This is a genomic window from Saccharopolyspora galaxeae, from assembly GCF_016526145.1.
In the GTDB taxonomy this organism is placed as follows: Bacteria; Actinomycetota; Actinomycetes; order Mycobacteriales; family Pseudonocardiaceae; genus Saccharopolyspora_C; species Saccharopolyspora_C galaxeae.
Genome location: NZ_JADDUE010000006.1, coordinates 386,764 through 406,614, shown reverse-complemented (window position 1 = coordinate 406,614; position 19,851 = coordinate 386,764). Strand labels below are relative to the sequence as shown.

Sequence of the window (19,851 nt, the reverse complement as noted above, 5' to 3'; positions counted from 1 at the left end):
AGTACTACCACTCACCATCATCGGCACGCTGTTGAGTTCTCAAAGAACACACCCACACCAGAACCCCAGCACCAACCAGGCACCAAAACCCCGGGGAGTCATCTCTTCGTCTTGCTGATGTTTCAAACTCTAGCAGGCCCGAACCCCGCCGTTTTCAGGGGGGTCACCTCACGGTCACCCGCGCCCTGGCCGGCCGATCCTTCGACCCGTCTGGAGTTGTCCACTGCCAAGCACTGAGACCGCTGTTGAGCGTCTCCGCAACTTGGCGACTTGTGTACGTTACCCGGTGCGCTTCGCGGTGTCAAACCCGCGCGTCCCGGTCGGCGCGTCCGGGATCAGATCCCGGATGCTGCCGTCTTCCGCCGTCCTCGCCAGGCTCTTGCGTCCTGTTCCGTCCGGCGCTCCGTACGACCCGGAAGAAGTTACGCACACCCTCCGTGAAAGTCAAATCGCCTGGTCGGACGCTTGACAGCGTGGGTGCTCATCCGGCTTGGGGTTTGCTCTTGGGTCGGAGCCAGAGCTTGACCGTGCTGGTGGCGCCAGCCGCGTCGATCGCCTCCAGCAGCTCCGCGGCGGAGACGGGCTGGGTACGGCCTACCGGGACCAGCTCGTAGCCCCAGGTGCCGAACTCCCGCAGGGCGGTCGCCGGGTCGTCGCCGAGTTCCTGGATGCCGGAGGGCGTGAACGTGCACACGATCGAGGGGCGGTCCCGGCGCAGCAGGCGGACCAGTCCGCCGAGCACCCGGTGCGCCCGGGCGCCGACGTCGACGTGCACGACGGAAAGCTTGCGGCCTTCCAGTTCGGCGTTGTTCTCCAGTTCGCGGTCCAGGCGGACGCCCGGGACGGTCTGCACTTCCGCCGGATCGGACTCCCCGGGCGGGCGGACCGCGATGCCGCCGGCCAAGGACTCTTCGGCCACCAGGTCACCCGGGGCGTCCCAGGCCGCGTCCGCGATGGTGACCAGGCGGTGTCCCGTCGCGGTCGGCACGTTCATCTCGACGTTGTGCTGCAGCAGCTCGCGGCCGGCCGCGGAGGGTTCGACGGCGACCACGGCGCCGCTGTTGCCGAGCCTGCTGAGCACCCGGACGGTCTGGTAGCCGACGTACGCGCCGATGTCGACGAAGATCCCGTCGGGTTCCAGCAGGGAATCGATCAGGCCGGAGACCTCGGCGTCCCAAGTCGCGTGCGAGGACAGCCAGGGCAACATCAAGCTGTCGTCGGCGGGCAGGCGCAGCAGGCCGGCGTCGCAGAGGACCGGGGCGCTGCTGCCGTCCCCGGTTCCCGTGTTGCGTTCGTGCTCGCGCAGCAGGATGCGTTGCAGCACGTCAGTGCGGTGCAAAGCGTAGGCGGCGTCGTGCGAAGCAGAGCGCAGGCCGGTTTCGAGCTCCTGGTCGCGGGCCGGTTCGGCGCGGTCGCGTTCCAGCGCGTCGATGCGGTCGAGGGTTCGTTCCACCGCACCCGTGAGGGTGTCCAGACGTTGCGCCAGGTTCTCGGTGCGGTCCGAGCCGGCATCCGCGGAACCGGCGCCTTCCAGCTCGCGCAGCCTGCGGTGCTGGTCGGCGAGGTCCGCCCGCGCACGGACCATCCCGTCGTCGATGCTGGTCAAGCGTTCGTCGAGGCGGTCGTGGCGCTGGTCGATGCGGCCGAGGTCGGCGCGCAGCAGGTCGAGCTCGGCCCCTCCCCCGTCGGCGTCGTACTGGCGGCGCAGCAGCTCGGCGGCGGTCTTCTCGACGCCGTCGACCAGTGAGCGCATCACGTCCCGGATGTGCTCGTCGTAGTGGCTGAGCATCCGCAGCACGGCTTTGCGCAGCGCCGGAGCGACGGCGTTGCGTCCACCGCCCGCGCCGACATCGGGTGCGCGGTGCAGCGCGTGCCGAGCCGCCAGCAGCGGGTGCAGCGGGTCGTCGAGGTCGCCGTGGCGGTCCTTGGCCCACTTGGTGCGCCAGTTGCGGTAGGCGTGCTCGACGTGTTCGCGGAGCCGCGCGGCGGCATCGCCGACGTTGTGCTCGGCCAACAGGTGGTCTCGGGCGGAGAGCCCGAACTCGGCGGTGCCTTCCGGGTCGTCCGCGGCCGCGCGGAGCATCGCGGACGCGGCGTCGATGTCCGGCTCGCCCTGGTCTCGGCAAGGCACCAGTTTGGCGCCGCGGGCGCCTAGGAGTTCGCTGACCGCGCCGTAATCGCCGCTGATCACCGGCACGCCGTGCGCGGCCACGTCGAGCAACCGCATCGCGTAAGCGTCGCCGCCCTCGGCGCGGTGCAGCGAGCAGACGCAGTCGGAGGCGGCGAGCAGCACTCCGGCACCGATCTCGTCCTCCACCAGCCGGATGCGGGGATCGGACACGGTCGCCAGCCGGAGGCGCTCGGCTGCCTCGGGGTGCTCGGCCGCGCCGGTGACGGCGATCAGCAGGCAGCTGTCGTCGCGGTCCGGGAAAGCCGCGAGGAACGCGGTCACCAGGCCGAGCACGTTGTCGCGGTGCTCGTCGGCGTGATCGGCGAACGCGCCGATCACGAACTCCTCGGAGAGCCCGTAGCGGGCGCGGGCGCCCTTGCGGGTCGGCAGGTCGACCGGGCCGGGATCGAGCACCGGTAGCGACACGACCCGCGCGGCCGGACCGCCTGCCCGTCGCGCCTCCTGCCGGGTGGCCTCGGAAAGCACCCAGGTTTCGACCGATTCGGTGGCCGTGTCGGGGTGCACGTCGATCAGGTGGCGCCCGGCGGGCACCGCGAGGCCGGGTTCGCAGCGGAGCACGACCGGGTAGTACGGCGTGTCGGCGGAGGGCAGGCCGGAGGCGCGCACCGCGGCGCGCACCAGTTCCGCGGTGCGCCCGGAGCCGAGCACGGCGACTCCGAGCTGGTCGACCAGTGCGGAGCGCTCGGTGTCGCCGAGCCGCCGGACGGCGGCTTCCGGTACGCGACCGCTGGCCACCCCGACACCCGCGCACCAGTCGTGGAACGCGTCCGCGTCCGCGCCGAACGGGTCCGGGTAGTCCTTGCGCAACACCGGATCGTCGCGCCACACCGCGGCCGTCCAGCGCGAGCCGCCGTGCCCGCGCTGCTGCTCGTCAGCCGGTTCGCAGGCCCAGCCGAGGAATTCCCGCGCGGCGTCGCCGGACTGGAAGGGGCTGGCCGGTGCCGCATCGCGCTGCCAAGCGTCGAGGTAGTCGTGGCGCAGCGCGTCCGGCAGCGGTGTGCCGTCCGGCAGCGCGTCGTAAGGATGTGGCTGTTCCCGGGTGTAGCCGGCTTCGACCAGCGCGTTGCGGTAGCTCGCGCAGAGCCCCGCCAGCACCGGATGCTCGGACAGCAGCACCCGCGGTCGATCCGCGTAGTGCGTCGACAGCAGCCACGGCCGCTGCGGCTGGAAGCCGTCGAAGTGCACGCTGCGCAGCAGCGAGCCGTCCACCGCGTGATCCCCGTCGCCCGTGGTGATCAGTTCGCGCTGCGCCGCGTTCCACACCGACAGGCCCACGCCCGGATCGCGCAGCACCAGGTGGTCGACCAGCGCCGGGGCGCTGTCCAGCAGCATCCCGACGGTCGGGTCGGCGCGGACCTGGTCGGACCAAGCGTTGAGGAAGTCCTCGGCGCCGGGGCGAACCGCGAGCACGCCGGGATCGAACGGACCGCACTCGGCGAGATCCGTGGCGCTCGGGCGGAACCCGTCCGCGTAGAGCGTGCGCAGCACCCGCGGCACCAGCGCGACCGGGCGGTCCGGGGTCAGTTCCCGCAGCAGGTCGTCGAATTCGTTGAAGACCTGCACCGACGGTTCCAGGTACAGCACGGTCGCACCGGAGGCGAGCAGGTGCTGCAGCAACCTCGGGCGCAGCACCGCGCGCAGCTGCTCGGCCGTGCACGCCATGGCGAGCCGGGCGAACTCGTCCGCGGCGATCCCGACCCGGTGCGGCGGGACGACCTCGCCGGGCATGTCCGCCGAGTCCTCGAGGGCCAGCACGACGAACCGCGCACCCGGGTGGTTGCGCAAGAAGGACTGCCCGAGCACGCGGGCGGCGGGCAGCTGGCTCGGGCCTGCGACCGTGCATCCGACCAGGAGTGCCTGCTCGGCGTCGCCCGCGGGTTCTGCGAAGCCGCCTGCGGACGCTTCGGCCTCGTCGGGGTTCTCGGCGGGCCACTGCGGCTCGTCCGACCGGTGCTCCAGCAGGTCGGACGTTGCTTCGGGGTCGGGACCACCGGAGGGCTCGGGGTGCGCCTGCGAATCAGTCACGGGCCGAACCTATCGCCCCGCGGTGCGTGCGCCGACAGCGTGATCCCCGGCGGCGTGGTGCCGGGCGGGATACCCCGGGCGCGGGATGGCGCACGCACCGGACGATCACAGCATCGGCATGAGGCTCTGCAGCTCGTACGGCGTGACGCGGCTGCGGTAGTTGTTCCACTCCTCGCGCTTGTTGCGCAGGAAGAAGTCGAAGACGTGCTCGCCGAGGGCTTCGGCGACCAGCTCGGAGTTCTCCATCTCGGCCAGGGCCTCGTTGAGGTTCTGCGGCAGGCTGTCGTACCCGGCGGCCTTGCGCTCGCCCTCGGTCAGCGACCACACGTCGTCCTCGGTGGCGGGCGAGAGCTCGTAACCCTTCTGCACGCCCTGCAGGCCGGCGGCGAGAGTCACCGCGTACGCCAGGTACGGGTTGCACGCCGTGTCGAGGCTGCGCACCTCCACCCGGCGCGAAGAGGACTTGCCCGGCGAGTACATCGGCACCCGCACCAGCGCGGAGCGGTTCGCGTGCCCCCAGCAGACCGCGGTCGGCGCCTCACCGCCGACGATCAGCCGCTTGTAGGAGTTGACCCACTGGTTCGTCACGGCGCTGATCTCGCGGGCGTGCGTGAGGATCCCGGCCACGAACGCGCGGCCGGTGTCGGACAGCTCGTACGGGTTCTCCGCGTGGTAGAAGGCGTTCTGGTCGCCTTCGAACAGGCTGAAGTGGGTGTGCATCCCGGAACCGGGCTGCGCGCTGAACGGCTTGGGCATGAACGACGCCTGCACGCCCTGGGTCAGCGCGACCTCCTTGACCGTGTACCGGAAGGTCATCACGTTGTCGGCCATGGTCAGCGCGTCGGCGTAGCGCAGGTCGATCTCCTGCTGGCCGGGCGCGCCCTCGTGGTGGCTGAACTCCACCGAGATGCCCATCTGCTCCAGCGTCTCGATGGCGTTGCGCCGGAAGTGCGGGGCCGCGTCGTGGCTGGCCTGGTCGAAGTAGCCGCCCGAGTCGGCGGGCAGCGGTTCGGAACCGTCGGTCGGCTTGTTCTTCAGCAGGAAGAACTCGATCTCCGGGTGCACGTAGCAGGTGAACCCGGCTTCGGTGGCCTTGGACAGGGTCCGGCGCAGCACGTGCCGCGGGTCGGCCCAGCACGGCGACCCGTCGGGCATCGCGATGTCGCAGAACATCCGCGCCGAGTAGTGCTCGCCGTCCGGGGTTTCCCAGGGCAGCACCTGGAAGGTCGTCGGGTCGGGTTTGGCGACCATGTCCGACTCGTAGATGCGCGAGAACCCTTCGACGGCCGAGCCGTCGAACCCGATGCCCTCGTTGAAGGCCCCTTCCAGCTCGGCGGGCGAGATCGCCACCGATTTCAGGATGCCGAGGACGTCGGTGAACCACAGCCGCACGAAGCGGATGTCACGTTCCTCCAGGGTGCGGAGCACGAACTCCTGCTGCCGGTTCATGCTGGCAGCCTAAATCCTGGCCCCGGCGCAGCGTCCGGCCGTGCGTGTTGCGGCCGGGTCACCGCGGGATTCGTGCACGCGGCGTGACCGGATGTTGCTCGCGGGGGTCAGCCGCACCGGGTGCCTTCCGCGGGCAGTTCGAGTTCGGTGAGGTAGTCGATCCCGGCCTCGTCGACGCAGCTGTCGCCCTGCAGGAAGGCGGTGTGCTGGGTGCCTTCGTAGGTCAGCAGCCGCCCGTGCAGCGCCTTGGCCAGGTTCACCCCGGCCTGGTACGGCGTGGCCGGATCGCCGGTGGTGGAGATCGTCAGGGTCGGCGGCAGGCCCTGCACCTTCGGCTGCTCCGCCTCGCCGGTCACCGGCACCGGCCAGAACGCGCAGCTGTCGGTGTCGCTGCCCGCCGGACGGCCGTCGTCCAGGAACGGTGCCGCCTCGCGGTAGCGGCGGTCGGCTTCGCGCAGCACCGCGGGATCGGTGATCCGCTGGTCGTCGACGCAGCGCACGGCGTTGAACGCATCGGTGACGTTGGTGTAGGAGCCGTCCGGTTCGCGCCCGTAGTAGGAGTCGGCCAGCGACAGCAGCAGGCTCCCGTTGCCCTGCTTCAGCTGCTGGAGCCCGGTGTTCAGCGCGGGCCAGAGGCTCTGCGCGTACAGCGCCTGGATCGTGGCGGTGGTGGCGTCGCTGTAGGACAGCTGCCGGTCACCGGACGGCGCGGGGTTTTCCAGCAGCGGGCGGGTGAGGCGTTGGAACTCGCCGACCGCCTGCGCCGGGTCGGTGCCCAGCGCGCAGTCGTCCTCCCCGGCGCACCAGCGCGCGAACGAGTCGAACGCGCGCTGGAAACCGTCGCCTTGGGCGACCTGCGAGTCGATCGGGTTCTGGGTCGGGTCGATCGCGCCGTCCAGGATCATCGAGCGCACGTTCGCGGGGAACTGCTCGGCGTATTCGGAGCCGATGCGGGTGCCGTAGGAGTAGCCGAGGTAGTTCAGCTTCGGGTCGCCGAGCGCGGAGCGCAGCACGTCCATGTCCTTGACCACGTCGCGGGTGCCGACGTGCGCGAGCACGTCCGCGCCGGTGCGCTGCACGCACTTGTCGGTGTAGTCGCGCACTTCCTGCGCGGTCTGCGCCACGCCGGAGCCGGAGCCGTCGGAGCCGGAACCCAGGCGGTCGGCGTCCTGCTCCGGGCCGTTGAGGCACTGGACGTCGGGCTCGCTGGCGCCGATGCCGCGCGGGTCGAAACCGACGAGGTCGAACCGCTCGCCGAGGTCGTTGCTGCGCACGGTGCCGGCCAGGCTGGCGGCCGAGCTCATCCCGGAGGCACCGGGCCCGCCCGGGTTGACCATGAGCGAGCCGATCCGGGAGTCCTGGTCGGTGGCCGGTTTGCGCAGCACGCCGATGGTGACCTGCTTGCCCTGCGGTTGCTTGTAGTCCAGCGGCACGCGCAGGCGCGCGCATTCGAGCGTGCGGTCCTGGTAGGCGCTGCGGTCGCTGCTGCTGGTGGCGTACTCGGTGCAGGGCCCCCAGGCGAGTTCCTGGCCGTAGTACTGCTCCAGCCCGGCGGGCACCGGCCCGGCCGGACCGCTGTGCTGCGTCCGCGGCGCTAGTTCGGGTCCCTCGGAAGGTCCACAGGCGGCGGCGCCGCTGAGCAGCAGCAGTGCGCAAATGGCGGGCAGCAGGCGACTCATCCGGGGGATGGTGTCACGCGCACGGCGTCGAGTTCGTCACGGGCGGTGGGCCAGCGCGGAGCTGGTGCGCGAAGATTGCGCCATGCCGCAGTTGCGACTCGCTCTCGCCCAGGTCAACGCGACGGTCGGGGACATTTCCGGGAACAGCGCGATGGTCCTGGAGTGGACCCGCAAGGCCGTGCAGGAAGGCGCCCACGTGGTGGCCTTCCCGGAGACGGTGCTGGCCGGCTACCCGGTGGAGGACCTGGCGCTGCGCAAATCCTTCGCCGCGGCGAACCGCGCCGAGGTGGAGGCGCTGGCGGTGCGGCTGCGCGAAGCCGGGTGCGGTGACGCGCTGGTCGTGGTCGGGCACCTGGACCGCGACGACGAAGGGGTGCGCAACTCCGCGTCGCTGCTGCACGGCGGCGAGGTCGTGGCGACCTACGACAAGTACCACCTGCCGAACTACGGCGTTTTCGACGAGGCGCGGTACTTCGCGCCGGGCTTCGACCTGCCGATCGTGAAGCTGCACGGCCTGGACGTCGGCGTGGTGATCTGCGAGGACATCTGGCAGAACGGCGGGCCGGTGGCCGCGCTGGGCCAGGTGGGCGTGGATCTGGTGGTGTGCGTGAACGCCTCGCCGTACGAGCGCGCGAAGGACGACGTGCGGCTGCCGCTGGTGGCCCGCCGGGCCGCGGAGGCGGACGCGCCGGTCGCCTACGTGAACATGGTGGGCGCGCAGGACGAGCTGGTCTTCGACGGCGATTCGATCGTGGTGGACGCCGCCGGCGAGGTGCTGACGCGGGCGCCGCAGTTCACCGAGCACTTGACGGTGCTGGACGTGGACCTGGCCGCGGGCGGCCACACCTCGACGACGGTCCCCGACGAGCCGGGACCGATCCGGATGCCCGCGTTCGACGTGAGCCGCACGGTGCTGGCGCCGGATCCGCTGCCCGCCTACGAGCCGCTGCCCGCTCCGCGGCCCGCCGAGCCGCTGTCCGACGCGGCCGAGGTGTGGGCGGCGCTGGTGACCGGGCTGCGGGACTACGCGCACAAGAACGGTTTCCGGTCGGTGACGTTCGGGTTCTCCGGCGGGATCGACTCGGCGCTGTGCGCGGCCTTGGCCGCGGACGCGATCGGGCCGGACCGGCTCTACGGCGTTTCGATGCCTTCGCACTACTCCTCGGAGCACTCCAAGTCGGACGCCGCGGACCTGGCGCGGCGGCTGGGCTGCCACTTCGAGGAGGTGCCGGTCGCCGACAAGGTGACGGCCTTCGTGCAGCCGCTCGGGCTGACCGGGCTGGCCGAGGAGAACGTGCAGGCCCGCGCCCGCGGCGTGACGTTGATGGCGATGTCGAACCAGCACGGGCACCTGGTGCTGGCGCCGGGCAACAAGACCGAGCTCGCGGTCGGCTACTCCACCATCTACGGCGACGCGGTCGGCGGTTTCGCGCCGATCAAGGACGTGCCGAAGACGCTGGTGTGGGAGCTGGCGCGGTGGCGCAACGCGGAGGCGGAAAAGCTCGGCGAGGTGCCGCCGATCCCGGAGAACTCGATCAGCAAGGAGCCGTCGGCGGAGCTGCGGCCGGGCCAGGTCGATCAGGACTCGCTGCCGCCGTACGAGGTGCTGGACGTGGTGCTCAGCGGCTACGTGGAAGGCGATCTGGGGTACGCGGACCTGGTTTCCGAGGGGTTCGACGCGGAGCTGGTGGAGCGGGTGATCCAGCTCGTGGACCGGGCCGAGTACAAGCGGCGGCAGTACCCGCCAGGCACGAAGATCACGTTGAAGGCGTTCGGCCGGGACCGCCGCCTGCCGATGACCAACCGCTGGCGGGAGAGCCGCCCCTGACGTTCGCTGCGGGAGTCCGCACGACTACGTGGCCGACTCCGATCCCCGGTGCGGTGAGCTCCGGGTGTGTCGGGCGCGGACCGCGGCAGCTCATCCCGGCGCGGGCTCGTCCCCGAACGCGCGAGCATCGTCGACCTCGGCGAGCGCGGCGTCGACCCGCTGCTGTTCGGCCCGGGTGAGCGAGATGCCGGCCAGCTCGTGGCGCAGCGCAGGAGCTTCGCGCTCGTCGTCGAGTGCGACCGCGAGCGTCAGCAGTGTTGCGATGGCGAGTGCTCGGTCCACGGCCGGGGCATCGTCGCGATGCCTGCGCAATGCGGATTTGAGATGCCGGAAGGCGGCGCGGTCGTCGCTTTTGAACTCGCTGTAGATGCGCGCGTTGTCCAGTGCCTTGGCCAGGCCCGTCAATGTCGCAGACCCGCCGTACTCCAGTTCAACAGGCTCGTCGCGCCGGACGAGGACGATGTTGTTGCCCGACGGGTCGAAGAGGCTGAACCTGGAGGCTCCGGGACGCAGCCTGGTGATCCTGGGCAGGCCCTTCGCGAGGATCTTGCCGTGCGCGGCCTGCATCGCCGCCACGAAGGCGGCGTAGTACGGGGCGACGGCGTCCACGAACACGATGGCCGCGCCGCCGTCCTCATCGGCCGGGTCGATGCCGCGCGGGGCCTTCCGGAAGTGCAGTTCGAATCCGCTGAAGGCGACGACCAGGTAGCGGTACGGCCGGTGCTGCTCGTAGGTGGTGCGAAATCCCAGGCACTCGTAGAAGTTCTTCGTTTCTTCCACGGACACGCACGGCAGGATCGGTGTGGTCGACTCGTTCGCGATGACGCTCGGGCCCAGCCCAGCAGCGGCGTCCGGCGTGGTGGGATCGGTTGCCATTCCTCGACTTTAAGGACGCGGCGGCGCCGACGGCGACCTTTCGTGATCCTTCCCCGCAGCGCTGGCCTGCGGAAACAGTTTGCTATCGAGCACTCGAACTCGATGCTTTCGAGCACTGCGCCGATGGGTTTCGATCCCGCCGTCGAGCGCGGCTCGGCAACCACGGCGCTTGAACCCGGAACACACCACCCGAGGCCGCCTCGGCTCAGCCGAGACGGCACGACCGTTCTTGCGGCGAACGGTCCGCTCACTCCGATCGGGAGCGGTGCGTTCGGGTGGTGTGCGGGCGTGTCGGCAACGGCTTGTGCAGCCGTGCCGGTCAGTGGAAGGAGTGCTCCGGGGCCGGGAAGGAGCCGTTGCGGACGTCGTCGGCGTAGCGGGACGCGGCGTCGGCGAGCTGGCCGCCGATGTCGGCGTAGCGCTTCACGAACCGGGCGGTGCGCCCGGTGTTCATCCCGGCCATGTCGGTCCACACCAGCACCTGCGCGTCGGTGTCCGGGCCGGCTCCGATGCCCACGGTCGGCACCCGCAGCTCGGCGGTGAGCCGCTTGGCCGACTCGGCGGGAACCATCTCCAGCACCACCGCGAACGCGCCCGCCTCCTGCAGCGCCTCGGCGTCCGCGAGCAGTTCGTCCGCCTGGTCGCCGCGGCCCTGCACCCGGTACCCGCCGAGCCCGTGCTCGCTCTGCGGGGTGAACCCGAGGTGGCCCATCACCGGGATGCCGGCCGCGACCAGCGCTTCGACCTGCGGCGCGTAGCGCCTGCCGCCTTCGAGCTTGACCGCGTGCGCGCGGCCTTCCTTCATGAACCGGCTCGCGGTGGCCAGCGCCTGCTCCGGCGATGCCTGGTAGGAGCCGAACGGCAGGTCGGCCACGACCAGCGCGTGCTCGGCGGCTCCGGTCACCGCGCGGACCAGCGGCAGCAGTTCGTCCACGGTCACCGGTAGCGAGGACTCGTAGCCGTAGACGTTGTTCGCCGCCGAGTCGCCGACCAGCAGCACCGGAATCCCGGCCTGATCGAAGATCCGCGCCGTGTACATGTCGTAGGAAGTGAGCATCGGCCAGTTCTCGCCGCGCTCCTTGAGCTGTTGCAGGTGGTGGATCCGGGTACGGCGGCGCGCCGGGCCGGTGCCGTAGGGCGCCGCGGTCTCACCGGGCGAATGTGCAGCAGTCATCGTCGACCGTCCTTTTTCCTCAAGGCCCGCCGAGCGGGTCCCTGGGCGTTGGAGAACGTCTTGCACCGCCAGCGTCGCACGGTCCACGCGGCATCCGGAGGGCTCGACGACGGAAGTCACAGCGCTGGGCGGTGGCAGCCGCCGGGCGGCCGCAGCGCGGGGCGCCGGTGAACCGGTTCGGGTCGGGCCCGCGCGCGGAGCTGATCATCAGCGGGCCCATCCGGCGGTGACCGCGCGCAGCGAAGGAGGGGTATCAGGATCCCGATCGGCGCAGTGCGCTGCGCCCTCCGGGCCATTTCAAGATCCACTACTGGACGCTGTTCTGCGAGCCTGCTTAGCCTGATCAGGTTTCGCACCGCACCATAGAGGGAGCAGCATGACGGCCCCGCCCAGCGAAGCCCCGGACATCCTTTCGCCGGAGTTCCACGCCTGCCCGTACCCGTCGTATCAGATCCTGCGGGACGAATATCCGCTTCTTTGGCACGAGCCGACGCAGAGCTACATCGTCTCCCGCTACGACGACGTGAAACGCGCTTTCCGCGAACCCGTGTTCACCACGCAGAACTACGACTGGCAGCTCGAACCGGTGCACGGCCGCACGATCCTGCAACTGGACGGGCGCGAGCACGCCGTGCGCCGCGCGCTGGTCGCGCCCGCGTTCCGCGGCAGCGAGTTGCAGCAGAAGTTCCTGCCGGTGATCGAGCGCAATTCCCGCGCGCTGGTCGACGAATTCCGCGGGACCGGCCGGGTCGACCTGGTCAGCCAGTACGCGACCCGCTTCCCGATCAACGTGATCGCGGACATGCTGGGCCTGCCGGAGGAAGATCGCGTCCGGTTCCGCGGCTGGTACACCTCGATCATCGCGTTCCTCGGCAACCTCAGCCAGGACGAAGAGGTCGCCGCGGCGGGCCTGCGCACCCGCGAGGAATTCGCCGAGTACATGATCCCGATGATCCAGCACCGCAGGGAGAACCTGGGCGACGACCTGCTGTCCACGCTGTGCACCGCCGAGATCGACGGCACGCGGATGAGCGACGAGGACATCAAGGCGTTCTGCAGCCTGCTGCTGGCCGCCGGTGGGGAGACCACGGACAAGGCCATCGCCAGCATGTTCCGGGACCTGCTGCAGAACCCGGAGCAGTACGCGGCGGTGCAGCGAGACCGCGAGCTGATCCCGCAGGCGTTCGCCGAGTCGCTGCGGTTCTCCCCGCCGGTGCACATGATCATGCGCCAGCCCGCCGAGGACGTGGAGCTCTCCGGCGGCGTCGTGCCCGCGGGCAGCACCCTCACCTGCCTGATCGGGGCGGCGAACCGGGACGACCGGCACTACACCGAGCCGGAGAGCTTCAACATCTTCCGCGAGGACCTGCCCGCGCGCACCGCGTTCACCGCCGCCGCCGACCACCTGGCGTTCGCGCTCGGCAGGCACTTCTGCGTCGGCGCGCTGCTGGCCAAGACCGAGATCGACGTCGGGATCAACCACCTGCTGGACGCGATGCCGAACGCCGAACTGGAACCGGACCACGAACCGGCGGACCACGGGGTGTTCACCCGCGGCCCGGTGTCCGTCCCGGTCCGATTCACGCCCGCATAACGCTGGGCCGAGGGAGCGCAGGCGCCGGACGCGGCCGGCGCCTCACCCGGCGACGTTGCCCGCGCTGAACTCGACCGGCAGCGCCGCCAGCCCGCGCATCCACACCGAAGGCAGCCACATCAGATCTTCCGGCTCGACCGCCAGGTCGACGTCGGGCAGCCGGTCCAGCAGCACCTCGATGGCGGTGCGGGCGATCTCCGCACCGATCTCCGGCCCCGGGTGCGGGCAGCCGTGCTCACCGTGCCCGAACGACATGTGCGCGTGGTTGCCCACCGAGTCGGAGTAGGCGTCCGGGCGCACCTGCGGGTCGGTGTTGGCACCGGCGAAACCGAGCACCAGCATGTCGCCGGTCTGGATGCGGTGGCCGCCGAGCTGGGTGTCGCGGCTGGCGAACCGGCCGATGAAGTTCTGCGTGGGGGTGTCCTCCCACAGCACCTCGTTGAGCGCCTGGCCAACACTGCGGCGCCCGCCCGCCAGGGTGATCGCGAACCGTTCCTCGGTGAGCATCAGCCGCAGCGCGTTGCCGATCCAGTACGCCACCGGCTGCTGCGCGGCGGTGAGCACCACCAGCAGGTCCTGCACGATCTCGTCGGCGGTCATCCCCGCGGAGTGCGCCAGCAGGCGGGACGGCACGTCCGGGCCGGGCCACTCCCGCTTGCGCTCGACCAGCCGCACCATGCGGTCGTTGATGCGCTGGTGCGCGGCGACGCCGTCATCGCTGGCGACGGTGTCGGTGAGGTCCTGCATCAGCGGCGCGGCCTCGGCCTCGGACAGCCCGAACAGCCGCGCCATCACGTACAGCGGCATCGGGTGGGCGAACTGGCTCATCAGGTCCGCCGAGCCGCTGCCCGCGAAACCGTCGATCAGCCGGTCGGCGACCCCTTCGCACAGCTGGCGCAGCTCGAACTGGTCCATCGCGTCCAGCGCTTCCCCGATCGCGCCGGTGCGGCGCTGGTGCTCGGCGCCTTCGGTGAACATCAGCGACGGCTGGTAGCCGACGAACGGCAGCAGCGACCAGTTGTCCGGGACCCGGTCCCAGCTGTTCCAGCGCCGGGTGTCCCGGGCGAACAACTCGGGGTTCGTCTCGACCTGGTGGATCTCGCGGTAGCCGAGCACCAGCCAGGCGGGCAGCCCGCCTTCCAGCTCGATCGGCGCCACCGGGCCGTACTGGTTGCGCATTTCGCGGTAGAGCCTGGCCGGGTCCTGCTGGAACCGCGGCCCGTAGAGGGGGATGGAACCGTTTTGCACCGGGCACTGTTCGGGGTCGGTGCCGGTGGCCGGAGGCCAGATCTGTTCGTCGGCCGAAGGGTTCGTCATGGGGGTGGGAACTCCCGGATTTCCGTGGACTGGAAGGGCGTGCCGTGCCCGGTTCGCAACACCGTGCTGTCGGGGTCCGGTGCTGCGGAGGGCCTGCGCGTTCGGATGTCGGCAGGCGACGCCGGCTCGACGGTGCCCGGCAGACAGGCCGGAGCGCCGCCGCTGCCGCCGGCGACGGGAGTCGGCATCCGCCGCGCGCTCAACCCGAGCTGAACTCGAGCGGTCGGCCCGCGCATCCGCGCCGGCCGCGGTGCCGTCCTCGCCCGGCCGGCCCGCCCCGTCCTCGGCGGTGGGCCTGCCGGGCGACGGGCTCGGTCATGACATGGCCTCCTGGGTGGCCGTCGACAACGCGTACAGGTGGTTGACCAGCGTGATCAGCACCTGCTTGCTGGAGTCGCGGGCCCGCGCGTCGCAGTCGATCAGCGGCACGCCTTCGGGCAGCGACAGCGCGTCGCGCACGCTGTCCAGGCTGTGCTCCTGATCGCCGAACTTGTTGCGCGCCACGATGAACGGCATCCCGTGGTGCTCCAGCCGGTCGATCGCGTACCAGGAGTCCTCCAGCCTGCGGGTGTCGACCAGCACGACCGCGCCGAGCGTGCCGGAGAACAACCGGTCCCACAGGAACCAGAACCGCTGCTGGCCGGGGGCGCCGAACAGGTACAGCACCCGCTTGGCGTCCAGGCTGATCCGGCCGAAGTCGAACGCCACGGTGGTGGTGGTCTTGTCCTGCACCCCGCTGGCGTCGTCGATGCCGAGGCTGGCCTGGGTCATGGTCTCTTCGGTGCTCAGCGGCCGGATTTCGCTCACCGACCGGACCATGGTGGTCTTGCCGACCCCGAAACCGCCGACGATGACGATCTTCAGGCCGTCGTTGGCGGTGCTGCGCAGCGGTGCGCGGGTGTGCTCAGAGGTTGTGGAGTCCAACGAGAACCTGCTTCAAGATGTCGGGATCGGGCAGTTGCGCCTTCTTCTTCGACGCGGACGACGGGTGCCGGGCGGTGATCCGGTTGGTGTCCAGCAGGTCGCACAGCAGGATCTTCACCACGCCGACCGGCATTCCCAGGTGCGAGGAGACCTCCACGACCGCCATCGGCTGCTGGCACAGCTGCAGGATGCGGACGTGCTCGGACTGCATCCCCGGGGACGGGTCGCACTCGCTGACGATCAGCGTGACCAGGTCCAGCGAGTCCTCGTCGACGCTGCTGCGGCCCTGGGTGACGGTGTAGAGCCGGTCCGGGTCTTCGTTGTCGAGGGGCCGCGGGCTCATGACAACCCGCTCGGCTGGGCTTGCCGGGGCGGCGCGCTGAGGTACTCCCCGATCTGCTCGACCAGTTCGTTCATGTTGTGCCCGATCACGCCGACGTCGGCGTCCTCCTCGGCGAGCACCGCCAGGTGGGCGCCTTCACCGGCCTCGACGATGAACAGCAGCCCGCCGTGGAACTCGTTCATGGACTGGCGGACGCCGCCGCTGCCGTCGCCGAATTCGACGGATGCGCCGTAGGACAGGCTCTGGATGCCGGAGGCGATGGCGGCGAGCTGGTCGGCCTGGTCGACGGACAGGCCCGGCGAGTGGCAGACCTTCAGGCCGTCCTTGGACAGCACCAGCGCGTGCTTGGTCCCCGGAGTGCGCCCCAAGAGGTTCTCCAGCAACCAGTCGAGATTGCGGTCGGTCATGAGTGTCGGAGCCGGCGCTGCGGTGGCGGCCCCTACCTCCAATCTTCGTGTGCTCGTGGGGGTCTAGCCGTTGTCTTGTAAGCGGCGAAGCCGCTTGCGGTGGGGGACTCAGCCGGCACCGCCGCGGGTTCTCAGACGTCTTCTGGCGAGGACAGCTCAGACGCCGAGTAGGGAGCTACTTAAGGATGAGATCCCGGAGCCAGAAGGCGTCTGAGGTTCCGCTACGCAACCCACTAAGCAAACCACTCTCAATCAACTTCATCCCCTAGCGCGCGTCGTCGGAGTCGCCGGGCTGGCGGTTGCTGGCCTGGCGGAACGCACCGAAGCGGTCGCCGGGGTTGGGGCGGGGCCGCTTGGGCAGCTCGGATGACGCGTCGCCGGCGGATTCGGTCTCGTCGTTCAACAACGCAGGCGAGGTCGCGGCGAGGGTTTCGCCGCGACGCCGTTTCGGCAGGTCGTGCACGTTCGCCTCCGTGCCTTCGGCCGCGGGTTGCTCGGTGGTGGGCCGTTCGTCGCGGGTGAGGGTGCCGGTCGCGGCGGGCGGCCGGGAACCTGCGGCTGCGGGCTGCGCGGATTGCGCGGCCTGCGCCGCCTGCTGCGGGTTGCCGACGGCGCCGACCGAGCGGGTCGGCACGGTCAGCTCGTCCTGCTTGCGCGGCTGGGTGACCAGTTTCCGCGGGATCATCACGATCACGCCGGTCCCGCCGCGCGAGGACGGCCGGAACGAGACGGTGAGCCCGTGCTTGCGCGCCAGGCAGCCGACCACGGCCAGCCCGAGCCGGGTGCCGTTGAGCGTGGTGAGGTCCAGCGGTTCGGGCCCGACGGCGTGCACCGCGCGGTTCATCGCGGCCTCGCTCATCACCAGGCCGCCGTCCTCGACGGTGACGACGATGCCGGAGTGCACTTCTTCGACGTAGACGTGCGCGAGCTCGGACGGCGGCGAGAAGCTGGTGGCGTTGTCCATCACCTCGGCCAGCGCGTGCATCACGCCTTCCGCGGCGTAGCCGACGATCGCGGCGGTGCTGGTGGAGTGCAGCCGCACCCGCTTGTACGCGGCGATCCGGCCGACAGCGCCGCGCAGCACGCTTTCCATGACGATCGGTTTGGTCCAGCGACGCCCGGAGCGGGCACCGGTGAGCACGGCGATGCTGTCCGCGAGGCGGCCGGCCTGGGCGGTGGTGTGGTCGAGTTCGAGCAGGTCGCCGAGCACGGATTCTTCGTGCCGGTCCTCCATCTCGCGCAGGCTGGCGAGCATCCCGGTGGACAGCGCCTGCATCCGGCCCGCGGCGTTCGCGCAGGCGAGCATGGCCGCGGCACGGGCGCGTTCACCGTGCCCGATCTCCTGGCCGAGGGTGCGCAGGATGCGCTGGAAGGCGGGATTGCGCGGGTGTTCGATCTCCGCGAGCGCAGTGTCCACAGAGGACCCGGACCGGAGCCGGGTGACCAGCGCGGGCAGCGTTTCGTCGGCGAGCTTGCCCGCGGCACCGTCGGCCTTCTCGGCCCGGGTGCGGTAGTAGGAAGCCGTCTGCAGGCCCCATGCGGCGAGCCCGGCGGCGGCGGTCAGCAGCACGGCGGCGACGCCGGTGCTCCACGCGACCAGCACGCTCGCCGAGTCGGGCACGGCTAACGCGGCCCAGGTGCACAGTCCGGCGGTGACGACCGCGGAGACCAGCACTACCAGCAGCGTTCGAGCCGCATGTCGGCGTTTCGCCGCGGATTGGGTGGGGGTGGTTGGGGACATCGAATCAGGTCCTCGTCGCGGTCGGTGGCTCTGGCCGGCGCACCGCTGGCGCTAGCGGTGCGCCGAGGGGTTCCGGGCGTGGGTGGTGTCAGCCGGCTGACCCCTGTTCCGGCGCACCGTCCACAGCGGAACCACGCGGGCAACCCCTCGGGTTCGCCGATGCTACTCAATAACGGATCTGCGGGAACACCGGCGGGTGATTCTAGGTGTGCCGGCGAGCGTTCCGAAGATTGTTGTGCCATGTGGACGGTTCGGTTGGCGGATCGTTACCGGGTGGTCATCCGATCCAGGGCGTGGTGATGCGGTCGTAGGTTCCGTCGTGCGTGCGCAGGTGCAGCCATTGGTTCACGAATTGCTGGAAGACCACGTCGCCGCGCGGCAGCAGATACGCCTTCTCGCTGAAGCTCAGCGGCCGCTCCGGGTGCACCGCGCACAGTTCCGGATGCTGCTTGGCCTGCCATTTCGTCTCGGTCGCGTCGGTGAGCATGACATCGGCGCGGCCGCTGCGGATGTCGTCGAAGATCCGGTTGTTGTCCGGGTTCAGCCGGATCTCGGCGCGGTGCAGATGTTTCCGCGCGAACTGTTCGTTGGTGCCGCCGGGATTGACCACGGCGCGGACACCCGGCCGGTCGATCCGCTCCAGCGCGCCGAACCTGGATGCGTTGGCGCACAACGTGATCGGCGCCTTGCCGTCGACGAGGTAGGGCTCGCTGAAGAACGCCTCCCGCGCCCGCTTCAGGGTCACCGACACGCCGCCCGCGGCGATGTCGCAGTTCTGCTGGAAATCGCGACTCAGACCGGACCAAGTTGTCGGCACAATAGTTGCGCGCACACCCAGTTCTTGCGCCAAGTCGCGCGACATGTCGATGTCGATCCCGCTCCACGTGCCGTCCGGGGCGCGGTAGGTGAAGGGCCGGTAGTCGCCGGTGCTGCACACCCGCAGCTCCCCGCGGCGGATCACTTCGTCCAATCTGGACGGAGCGGGATTTCCCGCAGTGGGGCCGTTCGGCTGCACCGTTGCATCGTCCGGTTGCCCTGTTGCATCGTTCGGTTGGCCCGCTGCGCGTTCCGGCGGCGCCGCGTCCTCGCGCCCGCCCGCCGGGCGCCCGCCCGCAGGGACACTGCATCCGCCGATCGCGAGCACCGCGCTCAGCGCCGCGCCGAACACGGCTTTCCGCCAACCCATGGCGCACCTCCCCTCCGGCCGCGGCCGCGGCCGGTGGGCACGCTATCGGACATCCGGACCGGCTCAGCGCATGAACCGGTCCAGAAAGTGCCGCCATGCGGCGGAATCGAAGCTCAGCCGCGGGCCGGACGGATCCTTGGAATCGCGGACGTCCATGCCGCGCGGGGTGCGGCGAGCTTCCACGCAGCTGTTGTTGTAGGTGCCGCTGTAGCTGCTCTTGAACCAGCCCTGCACACGCTCATACGCGGGCATCTGCCAACTCCTCTGCCTGCCGGGCGACGAAGGCGCGAGATTCGTCGAGGCCGAGCGCGACGGCACGCAGCTTTTCGAATGCGTGCGAGCACATGTCCACGTCCGAAGCGTCGACGAGATAGGCGCCGCCTCCGAGGAAGGTTGACTGGTGCGCGACATCAGCGGCAACCCCGCCGAAACGAAGAATCTCGATATTGCATCCGAGCAGCGGATGGTCCGTTGCTGCCAATGGCGCAACCTGCACGAAGACGTGCGAGTGCCCTTCGATCAAATCCAGCAGGTGCGCGAGCTGGCCGCGGAGTACGGATTCTCCGCCGACCGGGCGACGCAGAGCCGCCTCGCCGATCACGAACCACATCCGCGGCGGTTCGGCCTTGGCGAGAAGTTCGCTGCGCTCCATCCGGAACTGGACGCGGGCTTCGACGTCGTCCTGGTGCGGTTTGAAAGCACTCGGCCTGCCGAACTCGACCACCGCTCGCGCATAATCCTCGGTCTGCAACAACCCCGGGATGAGTTCGCCCTCGGAGCACAGGATCTCGGTCGCGTCCTGTTCGTGGTCGCTGAGGCGCCGGAACGCGCCGGGCATCGCATCGGAGTACATCCGGCGCGGCTGGCGCTGCCGCGCGATCCTGGCGAGCGCGGTGATCTGCGCGCGCTCGGCGGCGGGCACCCTGTAGAGGTCCAGCAGCGCTTCGATCTCGCGGACCTTGAACGAGCGGTCGCCGCTTTCCACGCGGCTGACCTGGCTCACGTCGCATTCGAGGACGCGCGCGACCTCCTGCTGCTGCTTCTCGGCGGCTTCGCGGAGCCTGCGGAGTTCGGCGCCGAGCTGCCGGCGCTCGAGGGTGGCGCGGGTTCTGCCCAT

At 70.4% G+C, this 19,851-nt stretch carries 15 protein-coding genes; 2 read left to right on the top strand and 13 right to left on the bottom strand.

Annotated features, from left to right (window positions below; genetic code table 11):
• Nucleotides 1-481 precede the first annotated feature (481 nt).
• The 3 genes from INP57_RS30365 to INP57_RS16650 all read right to left on the bottom strand — a co-directional run bounded on the left by INP57_RS30365 (nucleotide 482) and on the right by INP57_RS16650 (nucleotide 7,344).
• Nucleotides 482-4,216 carry an FkbM family methyltransferase gene (locus tag INP57_RS30365; protein ID WP_200071128.1) on the bottom strand — a complete coding sequence of 1,245 codons (3,735 nt, stop codon included), beginning with the start codon at nucleotides 4,214-4,216 and terminating at the stop codon, nucleotides 482-484.
• 105 nt (nucleotides 4,217-4,321) lie between these two features.
• Nucleotides 4,322-5,665, bottom strand: a complete 1,344-nt coding sequence (gene glnA, locus INP57_RS16655; RefSeq protein WP_200071127.1) for a type I glutamate--ammonia ligase — start codon at nucleotides 5,663-5,665, stop codon at nucleotides 4,322-4,324.
• A 107-nt stretch (nucleotides 5,666-5,772) separates the two neighbouring features.
• The gene (locus tag INP57_RS16650; protein ID WP_200071126.1) at nucleotides 5,773-7,344 is read right to left on the bottom strand and encodes an alpha/beta hydrolase; all 1,572 of its coding nucleotides are present in this window, start codon (nucleotides 7,342-7,344) and stop codon (nucleotides 5,773-5,775) included.
• Nucleotides 7,345-7,426: 82 nt separating this feature from the next.
• Between INP57_RS16650 and INP57_RS16645 the strand changes: the two genes are divergently transcribed.
• Nucleotides 7,427-9,172, top strand: a complete 1,746-nt coding sequence (locus INP57_RS16645; RefSeq protein WP_200071125.1) for an NAD+ synthase — start codon at nucleotides 7,427-7,429, stop codon at nucleotides 9,170-9,172.
• A gap of 90 nt (nucleotides 9,173-9,262) precedes the next feature.
• Here INP57_RS16645 and INP57_RS16640 read toward each other — a convergent pair whose 3' ends face one another.
• Together INP57_RS16640 and panB are read right to left on the bottom strand one after the other, a co-directional pair.
• Nucleotides 9,263-10,048 carry a DUF8817 family protein gene (locus tag INP57_RS16640; RefSeq protein ID WP_200071124.1) on the bottom strand — a complete coding sequence of 262 codons (786 nt, stop codon included), beginning with the start codon at nucleotides 10,046-10,048 and terminating at the stop codon, nucleotides 9,263-9,265.
• Between the two features lie 319 nt (nucleotides 10,049-10,367).
• Nucleotides 10,368-11,222, bottom strand: coding sequence for a 3-methyl-2-oxobutanoate hydroxymethyltransferase (panB, locus tag INP57_RS16635; RefSeq protein ID WP_200071123.1), 855 nt, complete (start codon nucleotides 11,220-11,222; stop codon nucleotides 10,368-10,370).
• Nucleotides 11,223-11,598: 376 nt separating this feature from the next.
• Here panB and INP57_RS16630 point away from each other — a divergent pair, with 376 nt between their 5' ends.
• Entirely contained in the window at nucleotides 11,599-12,816 is a 1,218-nt protein-coding gene (locus INP57_RS16630; protein ID WP_200071122.1) for a cytochrome P450, read from the top strand.
• Between the two features lie 42 nt (nucleotides 12,817-12,858).
• Here the strand turns inward: INP57_RS16630 and INP57_RS16625 are convergent, their stop codons facing one another.
• The 8 genes from INP57_RS16625 to INP57_RS16590 form a co-directional block, all read right to left on the bottom strand.
• Nucleotides 12,859-14,133: a cytochrome P450 gene (locus INP57_RS16625; protein ID WP_233627649.1), complete on the bottom strand. Its 1,275-nt coding sequence runs from the start codon at nucleotides 14,131-14,133 to the stop codon at nucleotides 12,859-12,861.
• 315 nt (nucleotides 14,134-14,448) lie between these two features.
• The gene (locus tag INP57_RS16620) at nucleotides 14,449-15,057 is read right to left on the bottom strand and encodes a GTP-binding protein (RefSeq protein WP_200071121.1); all 609 of its coding nucleotides are present in this window, start codon (nucleotides 15,055-15,057) and stop codon (nucleotides 14,449-14,451) included.
• The gene (locus INP57_RS16615; protein ID WP_200071120.1) at nucleotides 15,038-15,400 is read right to left on the bottom strand and encodes a DUF742 domain-containing protein; all 363 of its coding nucleotides are present in this window, start codon (nucleotides 15,398-15,400) and stop codon (nucleotides 15,038-15,040) included. The genes INP57_RS16620 and INP57_RS16615 overlap by 20 nt, the downstream gene beginning before the upstream one ends.
• Complete coding sequence (locus INP57_RS16610) at nucleotides 15,397-15,807, bottom strand: roadblock/LC7 domain-containing protein (RefSeq protein ID WP_200071119.1); 411 nt, start codon at nucleotides 15,805-15,807, stop codon at nucleotides 15,397-15,399. The genes INP57_RS16615 and INP57_RS16610 overlap by 4 nt, the downstream gene beginning before the upstream one ends.
• A 265-nt stretch (nucleotides 15,808-16,072) precedes the next feature.
• On the bottom strand, nucleotides 16,073-17,548 hold the full coding sequence (locus INP57_RS16605; protein WP_200071118.1) for a sensor histidine kinase: 1,476 nt from the start codon (nucleotides 17,546-17,548) through the stop codon (nucleotides 16,073-16,075).
• A 277-nt stretch (nucleotides 17,549-17,825) separates the two neighbouring features.
• Complete coding sequence (locus INP57_RS16600; RefSeq protein WP_200071117.1) at nucleotides 17,826-18,734, bottom strand: transporter substrate-binding domain-containing protein; 909 nt, start codon at nucleotides 18,732-18,734, stop codon at nucleotides 17,826-17,828.
• Between the two features lie 63 nt (nucleotides 18,735-18,797).
• Nucleotides 18,798-18,986, bottom strand: a complete 189-nt coding sequence (locus INP57_RS16595; RefSeq protein WP_200071116.1) for a DUF397 domain-containing protein — start codon at nucleotides 18,984-18,986, stop codon at nucleotides 18,798-18,800.
• Nucleotides 18,973-19,851, bottom strand: a complete 879-nt coding sequence (locus INP57_RS16590; protein WP_200071115.1) for a helix-turn-helix domain-containing protein — start codon at nucleotides 19,849-19,851, stop codon at nucleotides 18,973-18,975. Before INP57_RS16590 ends, INP57_RS16595 begins: the two co-directional genes overlap by 14 nt.

What these genes read in the sequence shown, in the direction of transcription:
- glnA (WP_200071127.1), bottom strand. Translation starts at nt 5,665, where the DNA reads ATGAACCGGCAGCAGGAGTTCGTGCTCCGCACCCTGGAGGAACGTGAC.
- INP57_RS16590 (WP_200071115.1), bottom strand. Translation starts at nt 19,851, where the DNA reads ATGGGCAGAACCCGCGCCACCCTCGAGCGCCGGCAGCTCGGCGCCGAA.
- INP57_RS16645 (WP_200071125.1), top strand. Translation starts at nt 7,427, where the DNA reads ATGCCGCAGTTGCGACTCGCTCTCGCCCAGGTCAACGCGACGGTCGGG.
- INP57_RS16610 (WP_200071119.1), bottom strand. Translation starts at nt 15,807, where the DNA reads ATGACCGACCGCAATCTCGACTGGTTGCTGGAGAACCTCTTGGGGCGC.
- INP57_RS16625 (WP_233627649.1), bottom strand. Translation starts at nt 14,133, where the DNA reads ATGACGAACCCTTCGGCCGACGAACAGATCTGGCCTCCGGCCACCGGC.
- panB (WP_200071123.1), bottom strand. Translation starts at nt 11,222, where the DNA reads ATGACTGCTGCACATTCGCCCGGTGAGACCGCGGCGCCCTACGGCACC.
- INP57_RS16595 (WP_200071116.1), bottom strand. Translation starts at nt 18,986, where the DNA reads ATGCCCGCGTATGAGCGTGTGCAGGGCTGGTTCAAGAGCAGCTACAGC.
- INP57_RS16605 (WP_200071118.1), bottom strand. Translation starts at nt 17,548, where the DNA reads ATGTCCCCAACCACCCCCACCCAATCCGCGGCGAAACGCCGACATGCG.
- INP57_RS16600 (WP_200071117.1), bottom strand. Translation starts at nt 18,734, where the DNA reads ATGGGTTGGCGGAAAGCCGTGTTCGGCGCGGCGCTGAGCGCGGTGCTC.
- INP57_RS16615 (WP_200071120.1), bottom strand. Translation starts at nt 15,400, where the DNA reads ATGAGCCCGCGGCCCCTCGACAACGAAGACCCGGACCGGCTCTACACC.
- INP57_RS16630 (WP_200071122.1), top strand. Translation starts at nt 11,599, where the DNA reads ATGACGGCCCCGCCCAGCGAAGCCCCGGACATCCTTTCGCCGGAGTTC.
- INP57_RS16640 (WP_200071124.1), bottom strand. Translation starts at nt 10,048, where the DNA reads ATGGCAACCGATCCCACCACGCCGGACGCCGCTGCTGGGCTGGGCCCG.
- INP57_RS16650 (WP_200071126.1), bottom strand. Translation starts at nt 7,344, where the DNA reads ATGAGTCGCCTGCTGCCCGCCATTTGCGCACTGCTGCTGCTCAGCGGC.